The organism is Psychrobacter sp. T6-1 (assembly GCF_052258445.1).
The window spans coordinates 1-16,157 of the sequence record NZ_JBQQFC010000033.1 but is presented as its reverse complement, the minus strand read 5'-3'; the positions used below and the strand labels follow the sequence as shown (position 1 = coordinate 16,157).

The window sequence follows — 16,157 nt, the reverse complement described above, 5'->3', positions numbered from 1 at the left end:
TTTTAGAAAAAATTACTGGCACGGACATTTATGCCACCATCTCAGAGCAGGTCCATGAAAAAAAGCGCTTTGAGGAAGAGGCTTTAAGTAAATTGCAATATGGTCTACAGGGCTTGACCCTGCTAGACAATGATGAAGAAGACCAGCTAAAAGCAGATTTAAAGTGGCAACAAAGTGCACAAGATAAGCAGCAACAGCTTGTCGATCGTTTGGGCGCACAGATTAAATGGCTTGAGAGCATAATAGAACTAACAAACAAGCGTACAAGGTATCAAAGTGAGATTGAACGAGCGTATCAAGCAAAGCACGACTTTATCCCTGATAACAAGCGCCTAGCGGCTGCCAATAAGGCGCTGGAGATTGATAGTCAATACAGCCAGATTGTGATAAGTCGTGATACGGTCAATAAAATGAGCGGCGAGCAGCAAGTATTGGCAGATAAATTACCACTGCAAAAAGACGATCTTGTAGCGGCGTCTACTCGTTTAAGTGCAACCAATGCGCAACAAAAAACTGCCGAACATGAGCTGAACACCGCCTTGCCCAAAATCGCCCAAGTCCGCAAATTAGATAGCGATATCGTGCAGCAAACGCAGAGTTTATCGGATCACATACAAAGAAAGCAGACGCTATCTACTCACGTTGCTCAAGTGCGCCAAGAGATTGCTCAGCTTGAAGAGCATGCTGAGCAAGCTACCCTTAAGCTTGCCAATATGGATAAGAGCCTCGTCCTTGCTCCTGAACTAGCTGATCTTGATACCGATATTGCCAACTTCGATAGTCGCTGTGGTCGCTTAAAAACGCTACTTGAGAGCAATAAATCGCTTAATGCTGAAAACCTTACTTATCAAAATCAGCTTAAACAATCGCAAGATAGTCTTGCTGCTCTTGAGCACTCAAAAATAGCAGACGAGGCAGTCAATGCCAAATCACGCGAGCAAGTATCACTACTTGAGCAGCAGCGCGCGGCACTGCTTGACACGCAATCGCTGGCAAGCATGCGCCGCGAACAAGAGCACAGCGCGCAAATCACGACGCAAATAGAACATATAGATTTTAAGGTACAAAAACTTGGCGAGATTGAGACGCAGAGTCATACGATTAAAGAGGCGCTACCGGGGCTTAATGCTGACGTGGCAGCGCTTGAGAAAGCTATTAAAGCGTGCGAATCTGCGCTTAAAGAGACAAAAAATAGGCGTAAAGACAAACAAACCGAGCTTTTTTTGCGTCAAAAAGTTGCCGCATTAGAAGAGCATATTAACGATCTAAAGGACAATCACCCCTGCCCGCTGTGCGGCGCACTTGAACACCCTTACGGTGAGCAGCATCCCCATCTGCAAAATGGCGAGTCAGAGGGCAAGCAACTACAAGCACACATTGCAAAATTAGATACTGACATCGACAATCGCGCGCGCGACTTATCTGGTCTGCATATTGAGCAGGCGACAAAAGCCAACATGCTCCAGCAGTACACCCAGCAATTGATGCCCCTGCAAAAGCAGTCTGCTGCTATTTTAGAGGATATCAAAGGTCTTATATCTACTATTTATAATTCAAACTACTCTGATGCTATCAATACGATCATTGAGCCTTTGAGTGATCTGCTTACGATAAGTGAGGATACTGTCACTCACAGTGCACCGCAAAACTTAAGCGTGGTTAAAGCAAAACTACTCAACCACAAAGAAAATATGCAAGTTGCGTTGACTGAGTACGAAGCGCTTACAGACACTCTTGATGAGCTAAACCAGTCGCTGCAAACGTTTGAGCAGCAAAAGCAACAACTAGTTCACAATATCAGCGAGATTGGCACGCTAATCAAAATCAACACCTTAAACATTGAGAGTATCAATCAAAACCTTAGCAGTAACTTTGTAGAATTACAGACAATCAGTGCACTGATTCGCGCTTTAATCGGTAAATACGCTGGCAAGTATAGCGCTATCATTAGTCAACACATAGATATTAGCACAGCAAACCTGCAACCCCTATTTGCTAGCATAGATCAGCAAACCGTACTTACCGATGTCGACTATAGTCAGTATATACAAGAGCTACGCCATCAGCGCAGCTGTTTAAAGACATTAAAGTTCGATTTCACGACCTTTAAAGACGCGCAGCAAACGCTGACAACAACATTGAGTCGCCTCAAAGCTCAGATAGACACGCAGCATATTCAGCTAGATAATGAGAATAAAGAGTTAAACCAGATAACAGTGCTAGTTGCAGACAGAACTGAACAGCTTGCCAAGCTTAAACAAGACAGACTTAAGATATTTTCAGACAAAGATTGTGATAGCGAGGAGCAACGACTCCGAAGTATCTTAGATACGGCTCGCACTCAGCAAACCGCCGCGCAGCGGCAGGCAGATAGCACGCAGCAAGTGCTTGCTCAAATGCAAACGCAGCAGCAGCAACTCGCAGCGCAGTTAAATATAGCGTCGACGACCCTTGATACTCAAGAGGCTGAGTTAAAATCAGTGCTTGTGGCCTCCGATTTTATAGATGAGTCAGATTTTGTTGCTGCACGCTTACCTATTAATGAGCGCAATCAGCTTAGCGCGCACCAGCAGCATATAGAGGCTACGCTTAAGCAAGCGCAAAATTTACTTACGCAAACCACGCAAGCGCTTGAGGATAAACGAGCCAATCCTTTGACCACTGATGATATAGATACGCTGACACATCAGCAGCAACAAGCGCTTGATAATAACAAGCACTTGATAGAAGCCATAGGCGCGATGAATCAGCAGCTCAAAGACAATGAGAATAAAAAACACAACCAACAGGCTCAGCTTGCGGCCATTAACGCGCAAAAAGACAACCTACAAGTATGGCAGCAACTGCACAAATTAATTGGCTCATCAGATGGCAAAAAGTACCGCACGTTTGCGCAAGGTCTCACCTTTGATATTATGGTCAGTCACGCCAACACTCAACTGCACAAGATGAGTGATCGCTACTTGCTGATTCGTGATGACAACAGTCCGCTTGAGCTGAACGTCATTGACAACTATCAAGGCGGCGAGACGCGCAGCACCAAAAACCTATCTGGCGGCGAAGGCTTTATTATCAGTCTCGCGCTCGCACTAGGACTGTCACAAATGGCCAGTCAAAACATCCGTGTCGATTCGTTATTTTTGGATGAAGGCTTTGGCACGCTTGACGAGGAATCATTAGATATTGCCCTTGATACGCTGACCAGCTTGCAGCAAGAAGGCAAACTCATCGGCGTTATCTCTCACGTTCAAGCACTAAAAGAGCGCATTTTGACGCAAATTCAGGTACAAAAACTCTCAGGCGGCTTTAGTCAAATCACAGGCCAAGGCTGTTATCGTATCGCTAGCTGAATGACGAGACGTATGTTATCGCACGAGTAGTCAAAGAGAGTAATAAAAAGCCCGCTATAGTTAGCGGGCTTTTTACAGATCAATACCTCAGTTATTTGGTAACTGTTACTTAGTAACTGTTATTTGGTGACCAAGCCACTCAGCTCACTCATAAGCACTGACAACGTGGATAAGCTAATAACACTGTCGTCATTCTTATCTAGTTTGTGCATCTCATTGGTCACAGCTTTTAGATGACTATCATGTCGCTCACGCCACTCGCTAAAGGCCTCTTTTGCATTGGGCTGCGACAATATCGCATCCATGAGCAAGCGCAGACTGCGAGAGAGCTCGTTGACGAGCGCATGACGAGCACGGCGATCCCAGTAGTCTTGCTGCGGCAAGGTGGCGACATTGTCTATCATCCAATCGAGCTGCAACACTTGATAAGCTTCAAAATACAGCGCGGCAATTTCATCGACAGGACGCTCGTACTGTTCGGCGAGCAATGCAGCATCAAGCGCATCGACATGATATGGCAGCATGGCAAATATCGCCGCATCACTATCGGACAACCCATCTTGCACTAGAGCATCAGTATCCTCTTGCAGGTACTGAGCAAACTGCTGCTTAATAAAGCCGCCCGCTTTGGTTAATTGCTCCACGCTATTCTCAAACCGGCTGATCATGTCAGCGACTTTTAGGTCTTGTCCAAAGGCATTGATAAACCACACCACGCCGCGCTCGAGCACATCGCGCAGGCGCAGCTCTAATTTGAGTAGTAATGTTGCATCTACCTGATTGTCTAAAGATTCAAGCATTTGCCAGATAGCTGGCACGTTAAAGACGTCACGGGCAATGGCATAAGCACGAATGATCGTAGCGAGCGATTGATCGGTCTCCTCATATAGACGGAATATCGCTTCTATGCCTAAGCGGTTGACAACGCTGTTGGTCAAATAAGTACTGATGATCTCGCGACTGAGCCTATGCTCTGTCATCTCATCGAAGAAACGCGCCGCCAGCTCATCTGGAAAATATTTGCGCAGCTCATTGATAAAGTATGGATCATCGGGCAAATCTGATAGCAGCAAGCTATCATAGACCCACATTTTGCCGTACGCCATAACCACTGCTAACTCAGGATTGGTCAGTCCTGTATCCACCTTTTGACGTTTTATAATGTCATCATCCGATGGCAAGTACTCAATAGCTCGATCTAATCGTCCTTCACCTTCTAACATCTGAATAAAGCGCTGGTGATCGCTTAGATTGGCGCTGGCACGAATATGACTAAGCTCAATCGCTTGCGGTTGCAGGTAGTTTTGGCGTAGTACCAGCTCGGCCACGGTATCGGTCATACTCTCTAACAGCTCATTGCGCTGCTTGAGGGTCATATCGCCCTGTTCAACGACTTTGCCAAGTAAGATTTTGATATTAACTTCATGATCTGAGCAGTTTACGCCGCCTGAGTTGTCAATGGCGTCGGTATAGATACGTCCGCCAGTTTGTGCGTACTCGATACGACCTTGCTGGGTAAAGCCTAAATTACCACCCTCGCCGACGATTGCCGCTCGTAGCTCATTACCGTTAATACGTACCGCATCATTGGCGCGATCGCCAACATCAGCGTGAGTCTCATTGACACTTTTGACATAGGTACCGATACCGCCATTCCATATCAGATCGACAGGCGATTTCATAAGCGCAGTGATCAGCTCATTAGGCGCTAAATTATCTTCCTCAATGTCAAAGAGCGCTTTCATCTCAGGGCTAATCGCAATACTTTTATCGGTACGCGAGAACACGCCGCCACCTTGGCTAATTAAAGATTTTTCATAGTCATCCCACGTCGAGCGCGGCATCTCAAATAATCTCTCGCGCTCTGCATAGGACTCGGCGGTGTCTGGGTTTGGATCGATAAAGATATGTAGATGGTTAAAGGCGGCAACCAGTTTGGTATGGGTGGATCTAAGCATACCATTACCAAAGACATCGCCGCTCATATCCCCAATACCAACGACGGTGAAGTCATCACGGTTTTGAATGTCCATACCGCGCATACGAAAGTGGCGCTTGACCGACTCCCAGCCGCCGCGTGCGGTAATGCCCATGGCTTTGTGATCATAGCCGACTGAACCACCTGAGGCAAAGGCATCATCTAACCAAAAGTTGTACTCGCTTGACAAGGCGTTAGCGATATCAGAGAAGCTGGCCGTGCCTTTATCAGCGGCAACGACCAAATATGGGTCGTCCTCATCATGACGCACGGTGTCAGCTGGCGGGACAATTTGTCCATCGACGATGTTGTCTGTGACATCGAGCATACCACGCAAAAAGGTTTGATAGCACGCCACCCCTTCAGCTTGAAAGGCTTCACGACCATCTGCCATGGTTTTTGTTTTGACAATGAACCCGCCTTTTGAGCCTACAGGTACGATAACCGCATTTTTGACCATTTGTGCTTTGACAAGGCCAAGTACCTCGGTACGAAAATCCTCCATACGATCAGACCAGCGCAAGCCGCCGCGCGCCACTTTGCCGCCACGCAGATGCACCGCTTCCACTCTTGGAGAGTAGACAAATATTTCAAACATAGGCTTAGGTTTGGGCAAGTTTGGAATATCAGCTGCCAAGAACTTAAAGGATAAGCGGTCTTTACGCTCGCCTTGCTCATTGGTTTGATAAAAATTAGTCCGCACCATAGCGTTGATTAGATCCAAATACCAACGCAAGATACGGTCTTCATCGAGACTATCGACATCGACCAAAGCGCTTGTCAATTGCTCTTGAATTTTTGCACTATTATTTTTGCGCTCGTCCTCAGAATGATTTGGATTCATCCGTGCATCGAACAGATTGATCAGATTTACACTGATATCACTGTTTTTGACGATAGTTTGCTGAATATAACTACTAGAGAAGGGTGCGCGGGCTTGACGCATATAACTGGACAAAGCGCGTAGTACCACGACATCATAGGTATCTAGCTCGGTCGTCAATACCAGCTCATTAAACGAATCACTCTCAACGCGCCCCGCCCAAATTTGCTTTAGGCTCTCTTCAAACTGTGTGCGTACCACGCGGATATCGACCGTATCCACATGCTCCAAGGTCAGCTCGTACTCTTGCATCCAGATGGGCTGCTGTGGCAAGTCAAACTCATAAGTTTGTGCTGAGATGACCGATACCCCAAAATTCTCCAGTATTGGCAATACTTTTGACAAAATCACTGGCTGATTACGACCATAGAGCTTAAGATGCAACTGATTGGCGGCGTCTCCTGTCGATTGATACAGATGCCAAATCATCGGCTGCTCATCATTGATACTTGCTAACCGCTTAGTATCCTCAACTGCGGTGCGCGTATCAAATCGCTCTTGGTAAGCGGCGGGTATATAGTCTAAAAATTGACGGTTTAAGGTATTCGCTTGCTGCTCGCCTACATTATCAAGCAGCGTTCTTTGATAGTCATCATGCCACGATTCCATGAGCGCGGTAAGTTTGGCCTCGAGATCATGTTTATCAACATTATTGACCTGCCCTGGCACGATACGCACATGAACGTGAACACGGGCGTGCTCAGATTCGTTGAATTCAGTGGTGAATCCAGAAGACGTACCGCCGTATGCGTCTTTTAACACCTCTTGCACTTTTATGCGCAGCTCAGTATTGAATTTATCACGCGGGATATAAACTAAGCAGGATACAAAGCGCTGGTAGGAGTCGATGCGGCTAAACAAGCGCAGGCTTTTTTTGTCCTGCAACTCTGCAATGCCTGAGACCATAGGATATAGCTCTTCTACGCTGGCTTGAAACAGATCATCGCGCGGCAAGGTGTTGATGACGTGCATCATTTTATGATACGCATGACCCCCGCGCGGTAGATTCGCCATCGCCATAATTTTACTGGCTTTTTCGCGTAGTAATGGGATTTGCTGAACGCTAAGTTGATAAGCTTGTGAGGTCAGTAGACCAACGAAGCGGTACTCACCAATTAATTTGCCTGCTTCATCGAACTTATGAATGCCTAAAAAATCCATATATACCGGGCGGTGAATGGGAGAGACGCGGCTAGACTTTGATAGCATTAACACCCGCGGCTCAGTTAACAAGGCTTTTAAGTTAGCGGGCAAGCTATTAAAACTCTCAGAAGGCGTATCCTCACTTGAACCCCGCAGCAGACCTAGGCCGCTATTACCAATGGCAAATAAATCTATATCTTTGCTACTGACGCTTTTCTCGTTTGCATCGCTTGTGACATCAATAGCCTGATTGCCCTCTAAGCGGTACTCACGAAACCCCAAAAATATAAAATGATCGTCTAATATCCAGTCCAAAAAGGCTTGCACCTCAGTCTCTGAATAATACACTTCTGGATGTGGTTTTTGGGTTAGATCATCTTTGATATCTTTTAGGCAGGCACGCATCTGTTTCCAGTCGCCGACGACGGTATCGAGCGTATCTACTTTATCTAACAGTAATTGGCGTAGCGCTGCCAGCTCATCGTTATTTTGATATGCGATCTCGCAATGAATGAGCGACATGTGCGATGTGGCACTCTCGTCAGCGTTTTCGATACGAGTAATGTCGCCTTTGTCATCACGCTCAACACTCATAATGGTGTTAAAGGTGCGGTGTACATCGATCCCTTGCGCCTCAAAGGTCATGAGTATAGTGTCGACCAAGAACGGACGATCATAAGCGACCATCTGAATGACGGTGTGTGAGTTATGAAAGTGCTGCTCCTCTGCCACAGGGTTTAAGATGACAAGTTGTGGCTTGGTACCATCGTATGATTTGAGCCGAGTAAAATGATGCAAAGCCATACCCGCAAGGTCGGCATCACTGATATCATTTGCAGTCTCTCGATGTAGCGACTGATAATAAGTATGAATAAAATGATCCAGTAGCGACTTATCAGTTTGCACGTAACTTGTGGCAATGTCGCTAATTTTATCGATACGCTCTTTTTTAATACTTAAAGAGTTGAGCATAGCATTGTCCTTTTTTATAGATGTTTATTTTAACTATTGAAGATGGCGCATTTTTTTATTTTATCTTTTTGGTACTTGGTCCTATTTATAGAGCTTAACGCATATACCCTTAAAGCTGGCGTATACAACATCATTTCATGAATCAGCTTATGGTTAATAACCTTTACTAATAAAAGAGAGTTGATTACTTCTCTTTACTAAAATTAGAGAACACTTGTACTAGTCTACGCTATTACGGGTAGTAAATTGAACCTATTAGACAAATTTTAGTTTTTAACTTTTGTATAGTTGATACATTTTAAAATAAATACAGTACTGCTGGTATTTATACTCCTTATGCGCTATGCGCTATGCGCTATGCGCTGTGCCTGATATAGGCTGTGCTCGCGCAGATTGAGGTGGCGTAAAACTAATATAAAATGTACATCTCCCAAAAACGTGCTCGTTTTACGTTAGATGGACTACATCCGCTACCTTTTTCTTTTTATTAGCCTATATTCACTTTGTCTGCTGGCAGGTGGATACTCATGGCAATCGACGACGATTATTTGTTAGAATGTGGCACAGTTATTATTCACACTCTCGGTAATTATTTATATTTATAAATGGCAGGCGTTGCAGATACTGTGACATCCAACAAGTCTTAAAAAACAAGGGCAACACTTATGATGAATATTTTGGTAATTGGTGGCGGTGGACGTGAACATGCTTTAGCTTGGCAATGCGCCAAAGACGAAAAGGTAAAAAATGTCTATATTGCGCCAGGCAATGCAGGTACTGCCCTTGAACCTAAGTGCCAAAATGTCGTCTTAGAAGATGAGCACAGCGGAGTTATTCGCTTTTGCCAAGATAATGCTATCGATATGGTCATCGTCGGACCCGAAGCGCCTTTGGTCACAGGTATCATTGATGCTTGCCAAGATGCAGGTATAAAAGCATGGGGACCGACGGCTTATTGTGCGCAATTAGAGGGCTCAAAGACGTTTGCCAAAGAATTTATGGCAGAGCACAATATCCCAACCGCTGCGTATCAAGGGTTTACAGATGCCCATGCGGCAAAAGCCTATGTTGATGAGCAAGGCGCGCCTATTGTCATAAAAGCCGATGGTTTGGCTGCGGGTAAAGGGGTTATCGTCGCCGAAACAGTCGCGCAGGCACACGCCGCTATCGACGATATGCTGGCAAGCAATAAGTTTGGGGACGCCGGTAGCCGCGTGGTCATCGAGCAGTTCTTAACGGGAGAAGAGGCCAGTTTTATTTGTATGATCGATGGCGATAATATTTTGCCTATGGCAACAAGCCAAGACCATAAGCGCGCTTTTGAAGGTGATACAGGACCGAATACTGGCGGCATGGGTGCTTACTCGCCTGCCCCTGTTGTGACCTCAGCGGTACATGACAAAGTAATGGCAAAAGTGATACAACCTGTCGTCGATGCTATGAAAGCGGCGGGTCATCCTTACACTGGGTTTTTGTATGCAGGCTTGATGATTAATGATGCAGGCGAGCCCTATGTTATCGAATTCAATTGTCGTTTTGGTGATCCAGAGACTCAGCCTATTTTGATGCGCCTGCAATCGTCGATGGTGGATTTGGTCGCACAAGGGCTAGCAGGTCAACTCCCCTCTCAAGCGAAGTGGGACAAGCGCCCAGCCCTAGGTATCGTTGTCGCTTCAAAAGGCTATCCTGAGTCCTCATCAAAGGGTGACGTGATCTCAGGATTGCCAGAGATTGACGGCAATAGCCGTGATGAGACAGTCAAGGTTTTTCATGCAGGGACTGCATTCTCTAATGATATAAATAACGCTGATGTCGATGGCAATGAAAAAGAGGTCGTCACCAGTGGTGGGCGCGTACTGTGCGTTACTGCTATCGCTGATAGTATACTTGGCGCGCAGCAAGCAGCACTAGCCGTCACAGGCGCGATTAGTTTTGATGGTGCGCAGTATCGCCGTGATATCGGTCACCATGCTATTGCGCGTGAGACGTTATAGTCTTTAGCTAATAATCTTTAGCCGACTCCTTTTTCTATCCGGCCTAGTCTATACTAGGCCATATTTTTGGCAGCGCGTAATGTGATACAATTTTTGTATGCACAGCGTCTAATTACCTTGTATTGTCATCCAAATACCCTCACATCATTACAAACCCAATGAATACTGATACTTATGGCAAATGATACGTCTAGACCTTCTGATAATAAACAGTCAATCGATAATCTAAAGACCTCTGGATTTGAGCGTCGGATGTCTATTGCCAAAACGTCTTTGAATATTGGTCGCCGCTGGGCGGGTAATAGTATGTCTGGAATGTTTTTGGATAAGCAAACGCGCGAAAAACGTAATCAGGCGTTTATGGAAGCGCAGGCCAATTATGTCGCAGCAGAGCTTGGCAAATTAAAAGGCTCAGTGGTCAAAATCGGTCAAATGTTAGCGCTGTATGGCGAGCATGTACTGCCGCCTGAGATTACTCGTGCGCTACAGACGCTAAATGACGATACTGCAACGCTAGCTTGGCCAAAGATAGAACAAACGCTGCGCCGCACTTTGGGTGAAAAGCTAAGTGAGCTTGATGTGGATACTACGCCTATTGGTACGGCATCTCTAGCACAAGTACATCGTGCAACTATTAAAGCGACGGGCGAGCAAGTTGTTTTGAAGATTCAATATCCAGGGGTGGCGGACGCCATTGATTCGGACTTGGCTTTATTTAAGCGCTTATTAAAGGTTAGTAACGCAGTGCCGCAAACACGCGCTTTGGATACTTGGTTTGAAGAGATTCGAGATTTGCTGCACCGTGAAGTTGATTACAACGTCGAGGCGGCGACCACTGAACGTTTTTATGGTCGCCTAAAAGATGATCCTCGCTATTCTGTGCCCAAGATTATCCGCGACTATTCAAGCCAGCGCTTGCTGTGCATGTCTTTTGAGTCAGGAGTATCGGTCACCTCAGATATATTACAAGCCCTACCTCATGAGCGCCGTAACGCTATTGGACAAGCGGCAATTGAGATTATGATGCAGGAGATATTTGTCTGGGGCGAGATGCAGACAGATCCAAATTTTGGTAATTATCTTGTGCGTATTAGCGACGATGTAAGTGAGCCTGACAAGTTAGTGTTATTAGACTTTGGCGCTATTCGTCAGTTCGATAATGAGCTTTTGGTTATTGCACACGCGCTTCTTCGTGCAGGTTATCATCATGATCATCAAGCGATGAAAGCTGCTATGACAGGGTATGAGTTCTTTGATACGATGAGCGATAAAGTGCGCTCTGATGTGGCCTCGCTGTTTTTACTCGCAACAGAGCCATTTAGCAATCCTAATGCCAATCCAGATATTCCTGTAGAATGTTTAGATGAGCACAACCGCTACATTTGGGCAAATAGTAGACTGCATTCTCGTATATCAGAAAAAGCTACACGAGCGATGCAATCTTTTGAGTTCAATCTGCCGCCAAAAGAGTTTATGTTCATCAGCCGTAAGTTTATTGGTGCATATACCTTTTTGACTGTGATCGATGCTCACACCAATCCTGATACTTTAGTTAGACCTTACTTGACGTAATTAGACCATCGGTATATTTTTTTATTGTCATATTAACGATGTACTTTTTGAATCGCCCTTTAGCGGCGATTTTTTAACTCAATTTTAACTGCTTAGGCTATTTTATATTTGTGATATCTTACTTAGACTAATTACTATAGTTCGATACCTACTGCATTTTATTCCAGGCATCAAAGCGTGTGTGATACCCCTCAGGTTTGATCATGACCAACTGCCAACATGACTCTGCACGCGCCAAATACTTCACTTCAAAATGCGTACGCCGACTGTCAGCTGCTACCTGATAACGTTTTGTTGGTAATTGCCAAACCTTAATAGCTTGCTGCTCAGCATTGACCATATAAGACTCTATATTGGTGGCTAAAACGATCTCGCCGCCTACTCTCAACCTTGATAATAAAAACTCAAAAAAAGGCATGTTTAGCCATTGCTGGTTTGGATTATGCTGCTCAGGATTGGGGTATAAAATATAAATTTTATCAATACTATCAGGTGCGACTCCATGAACAGTCCAAGCAATCGCGTCGGCATGTATCAGGGATAAATTATCTAAATGTTGCGCCGACGCCAACTTAGCAAAGGCTGCAAATTTATTGCGAGTACGCTCAATGGCAATAAGATGAGTACTGGGATTGTCTTTTGCAAAACTAAGCGCGTGCATGCCCTTCCCTGCACCAATCTCTAGCACTAGGTGTTCATAATGTTTAGTAATGGCGGGCATCTCAAAATCACGTGGCGCTGATAGCTTATCTGGTTGAAAGGCTCTATCTTTTACATGTGATAATTTTTTTTCTTTAATAGTCATTTTTACTCAATTTATTTATAATTACTTAGGCTATTTTTAGCACTTGATGCGTGAATGCCAGTCTGTATTTGTCTTTTAATTCGTGCATGCTATTATAGCGACTCTTATTCATAGATAACACTACGACATCTATTATGACTGAATCTAATGCAAACACTGTCCCAAAAACTTACCCCTGTCCGCGCTGCGGTAAGCAAACTGCTTGGCAAGGTAACTCGTCTAAGCCTTTTTGTAGCGAGCGCTGTAAGCTGATTGACTTAGGCGCTTGGGCAAGCGAGGAATATACCCTACCCGCTGAGTCAACGCCTTTTTCTGACGAGTTATAGGCGCTAAAATAACAACTCATTGTATGCATAGTACCCCTTATTACTGTATGAGCTGATTTGCCTACTTTTAGAGCACCAATACTACTTTTAGCTCCAATACCAAATTACATCTTCTTTATACCCTATCCAAAGGACTTTTTATGTCAGCGACTTATCTGATGCCTACTTATACCCGTCAGCCTGTCAGTTTTACTCGCGGATCGGGCAGCTGGCTCTACACTCAAGATGAGACGCCGTATCTTGATGCGCTTACAGGTATTGCAGTATGTGGTCTTGGGCATTGTCATCCACAAATCACCCAGGCTATCTCTGAGCAAGCAGCAACTTTGATTCATACGAGTAATTTATTCGGTATCGACTGGCAGGAGCGCGCAGGCGAAGCGCTATGTATGGCGGCGCAAATGGACAGCGTCTTCTTTGCCAATAGCGGCGCGGAAGCTAACGAAGCGGCGCTTAAAATGGCGCGCTTACATGCCCATCAGCAAGGCTTTAAGCACCCCAAAGTTATCGTCATGGAACAATCATTTCATGGGCGTACCTTGTTGTCCGTATCGGCAACTGCCAATCCAAAAGCGCGTGAAGGGTTTTATACTTTGGATGAGGACTTTGTCCGTGTGCCTTTTGGTGATATCGGCGCAGTCCAGCAAGCTGCGCAAGAGCATGAGGATATCTGCGCTATCTTCGTTGAGCCTATTCAGGGCGAAGGTGGTCTTAATACTGCGGCGAATGGTTTTAGCTATTTGGAGGAGCTACAGGCTGAATGTGACGCTCATAACTGGCTATTTATGCTTGATGAGGTACAAACGGGCAATGGACGTACGGGCAAATATTTTGCTTATCAGCATAGCAATGCACGCCCTGATGTATTAACTACGGCTAAAGGCTTAGGCAATGGCTTTCCTGTAGGCGCTTGTATGGTACGAGGACGCGCAAAAGACTTGTTTGGCGCAGGTAGTCATGGCTCAACCTATGGCGGCACACCACTTGCTAGCCGCGTGGTACATACCGTGTATGACATCCTTGCTAATAGCGATATTATGACTAATGCAGTCGTTGAAGGCCAGTTCATACGTGACAATATGGTGGACGCTTTGTCACAATATGGCGTTAGTGCTCGCGGCGCTGGTACCATGATCGGTATTGTCTTGCCTGAGACGATGGACTGTAGCCAACTGGTTGATCGCGCCCGCGTGGAGCAAAAACTTATCATCAACGTCACAGGCTCTCATGTCATTCGTCTCTTGCCAACGTTGAACATCAGCCGTGATGAGAGTGAGCAAGTCGTTGAGCGTTTACTGACGATGCTAAAGCCTATGTTTTGATAAAAAACAAAAAACCTCTAAATATTTTAGAGGTTTTTTTATTGCTGATATTACCTCATTAATTTTAATTGGCATTAAAGTACTTTTTGAGCACTTCAAGACTACGGGTAATCTTAGCAGGTTGCTGCTCATGATTGAGCGTTACTGCATATAGTACAAAGCTTGGTAGCTGATAGCCTGTAAGCACCTCAACCAAATTACCGCTTTCAAGCTCACGCTTGATGTCCATCTCCATAATTCTGATTAAGCCATGACCTTCTTTAGCCAAAGTCATCGCCATAAAGACGTTATTGGTATGGATACGCGAGTTCATCTTCATACGGGTCTTTTTACCCGTTTCTGTATGAACCAGTTCAACGTGATTGGCATCTTTCATAATATCGATGACGATCATTTGATGATCCGCTAAATCCTTTGGACTCTCAATCTTTTTGTGTTGTCTAAGATACTGCGGCGAAGCCACTAGCATTTGACGCACATCTGATAGCGGATGATTGCATAGCGTTGAGTCATTGATATTAGGGCTCATACGAATAGCGATATCAATGCGCTCATCAATCATATCAACGTAGTGATTGTCTGCAAGGTAGGTGATACTCAAATCATCATGCGCTGCCATCCAAGTCGATAGCGCTGGCAGTATATGATGTACACCCAATTCAGGCGTTGTGGCAATACGTAGGCTACCAGCAAGTTCATCGCGCAATTGATTGACTTTTATGCGGCCTTGTTCAGCGGCACTGACCATGTCTTTGGCCGACTCATAAAAGCTCTCGCCAGCTTCTGTTAAGCTAAGCTTACGAGTTGATCGATGAAGTAATACTACGCCAAGCTCATTTTCTAATGAGCGTATTTGCTGACTGACCGCACTCGTTGTAATCCCAAGCTCGCGGGCTGAGCCACTAAAAGAGCCGTGTCCGACAACGCTTGCGAACACAGCCATACCACGTAAATTGTCTAACATATTCTCACCTAAGCTAGGTTTTAGTTTTTAATATAACTTAACTAGTATAGCCGATATTAATTAGCAGTACATAATATAAATCTAACCCAAAGGTCAAAAACTGCTTTTAAATCACAAAATAACGGTATCAAAATCAAAACAATAGCTAATTATTATTAAATTTTGAGAATAATACTGACACATCACTGCCTATCAATAAATATCAGAAATGATAATTTTTAATATAACTGAACCTTGCCCATTTTGCCTTGTCCTTGCTCGGTCAGATACTGCATCACAGGAGTGCTTAGTAGTTTAGATTCAGCAACTTCAAGTGCCTGTACCATTCTTTGCGCGCGGCGACGCTCTGGCGTCTTATGCTGAGACTCCATGATACTACTATCAATCTGTAAGCTGATCTCTGTATTGACAAACTGCTCTTGCAACTTTGCTGCCATTTGCTGAAAGATGGTTTGAAGATGCGTACTGTTAACCCCGGTAATAAACGACGCTTTACCATCGCACATGCCAGTCATGACGCCTTGACGTGCAAGCGCTAGCTCATCTTGCGCTAATACATTTGATTCGCGCGCCGTCTGCAGCCAATAGTCCCATTTGTCCGCTGTCCATTCTCCGGTCAAGTCCTGCGGAGCACAGCGCAATAGCTCGCGGGGATCATCGATGCTAGCCAACTGAGAATCATTACGCATCGGCTCAGCAATCGGCTCAGCAATCGGCTCAGCAATCGGCTCAGCAATCGGCTCAGCAATCGGCTCAGCAATCGGCTCAGCAATCGGCTCAGCAATCGGCTCAGCAATCGGCTCAGCAATCGGCTCAGCAATCGGCTCAGCAATCGGCTCAGCAATCGG

The 16,157-nt window shown here is 45.2% G+C and carries 9 protein-coding genes; 6 read left to right on the top strand and 3 right to left on the bottom strand.

Annotated elements, in window-relative coordinates; translation table 11 throughout:
* Positions 1 to 3,350: SbcC/MukB-like Walker B domain-containing protein (locus tag ACTXGO_RS03835; RefSeq protein WP_443573412.1), on the top strand; the 3,350-nt coding region annotated here is incomplete at its 5' end.
* A 119-nt stretch (positions 3,351 to 3,469) separates the two neighbouring features.
* On the opposite strand, the gene ACTXGO_RS03830 is transcribed toward ACTXGO_RS03835, so the two are convergent.
* A complete protein-coding gene (locus ACTXGO_RS03830; protein WP_443542989.1) occupies positions 3,470 to 8,326 on the bottom strand; it encodes an NAD-glutamate dehydrogenase in 4,857 nt (1,618 codons plus the stop codon).
* A 668-nt stretch (positions 8,327 to 8,994) separates the two neighbouring features.
* On the opposite strand from ACTXGO_RS03830, the gene purD reads away from it, so the two are divergent.
* Together purD and ACTXGO_RS03820 are read left to right on the top strand one after the other, a co-directional pair.
* Positions 8,995 to 10,320, top strand: coding sequence for a phosphoribosylamine--glycine ligase (gene purD, locus ACTXGO_RS03825; RefSeq protein ID WP_443573416.1), 1,326 nt, complete (start codon positions 8,995 to 8,997; stop codon positions 10,318 to 10,320).
* 174 nt (positions 10,321 to 10,494) lie between these two features.
* On the top strand, positions 10,495 to 11,892 hold the full coding sequence (locus ACTXGO_RS03820) for an ABC1 kinase family protein (RefSeq protein WP_443573410.1): 1,398 nt from the start codon (positions 10,495 to 10,497) through the stop codon (positions 11,890 to 11,892).
* A gap of 148 nt (positions 11,893 to 12,040) precedes the next feature.
* On the opposite strand, the gene ACTXGO_RS03815 is transcribed toward ACTXGO_RS03820, so the two are convergent.
* Complete coding sequence (locus tag ACTXGO_RS03815; protein WP_443542985.1) at positions 12,041 to 12,697, bottom strand: methyltransferase domain-containing protein; 657 nt, start codon at positions 12,695 to 12,697, stop codon at positions 12,041 to 12,043.
* A 134-nt stretch (positions 12,698 to 12,831) separates the two neighbouring features.
* Between ACTXGO_RS03815 and ACTXGO_RS03810 the strand changes: the two genes are divergently transcribed.
* Together ACTXGO_RS03810 and ACTXGO_RS03805 are read left to right on the top strand one after the other, a co-directional pair.
* Positions 12,832 to 13,023, top strand: coding sequence for a DNA gyrase inhibitor YacG (locus tag ACTXGO_RS03810; protein ID WP_443542983.1), 192 nt, complete (start codon positions 12,832 to 12,834; stop codon positions 13,021 to 13,023).
* A gap of 140 nt (positions 13,024 to 13,163) precedes the next feature.
* The gene (locus ACTXGO_RS03805; RefSeq protein ID WP_443573408.1) at positions 13,164 to 14,345 is read left to right on the top strand and encodes an aspartate aminotransferase family protein; all 1,182 of its coding nucleotides are present in this window, start codon (positions 13,164 to 13,166) and stop codon (positions 14,343 to 14,345) included.
* A 64-nt stretch (positions 14,346 to 14,409) separates the two neighbouring features.
* Here ACTXGO_RS03805 and ACTXGO_RS03800 read toward each other — a convergent pair whose 3' ends face one another.
* A complete protein-coding gene (locus tag ACTXGO_RS03800) occupies positions 14,410 to 15,309 on the bottom strand; it encodes a LysR family transcriptional regulator (RefSeq protein ID WP_317199468.1) in 900 nt (299 codons plus the stop codon).
* Between the two features lie 687 nt (positions 15,310 to 15,996).
* Between ACTXGO_RS03800 and ACTXGO_RS03795 the strand changes: the two genes are divergently transcribed.
* The coding region (locus tag ACTXGO_RS03795; RefSeq protein ID WP_443573414.1) for a glycine zipper domain-containing protein at positions 15,997 to 16,157 on the top strand (161 nt) is incomplete at its 3' end.

Bases quoted from the DNA above. Each gene is read 5' to 3' on its own strand.
- ACTXGO_RS03805 (WP_443573408.1), top strand. From the start codon at position 13,164: ATGTCAGCGACTTATCTGATGCCTACTTATACCCGTCAGCCTGTCAGT.
- purD (WP_443573416.1), top strand. From the start codon at position 8,995: ATGAATATTTTGGTAATTGGTGGCGGTGGACGTGAACATGCTTTAGCT.
- ACTXGO_RS03815 (WP_443542985.1), bottom strand. From the start codon at position 12,697: ATGACTATTAAAGAAAAAAAATTATCACATGTAAAAGATAGAGCCTTT.
- ACTXGO_RS03830 (WP_443542989.1), bottom strand. From the start codon at position 8,326: ATGCTCAACTCTTTAAGTATTAAAAAAGAGCGTATCGATAAAATTAGC.
- ACTXGO_RS03800 (WP_317199468.1), bottom strand. From the start codon at position 15,309: ATGTTAGACAATTTACGTGGTATGGCTGTGTTCGCAAGCGTTGTCGGA.
- ACTXGO_RS03820 (WP_443573410.1), top strand. From the start codon at position 10,495: ATGGCAAATGATACGTCTAGACCTTCTGATAATAAACAGTCAATCGAT.
- ACTXGO_RS03810 (WP_443542983.1), top strand. From the start codon at position 12,832: ATGACTGAATCTAATGCAAACACTGTCCCAAAAACTTACCCCTGTCCG.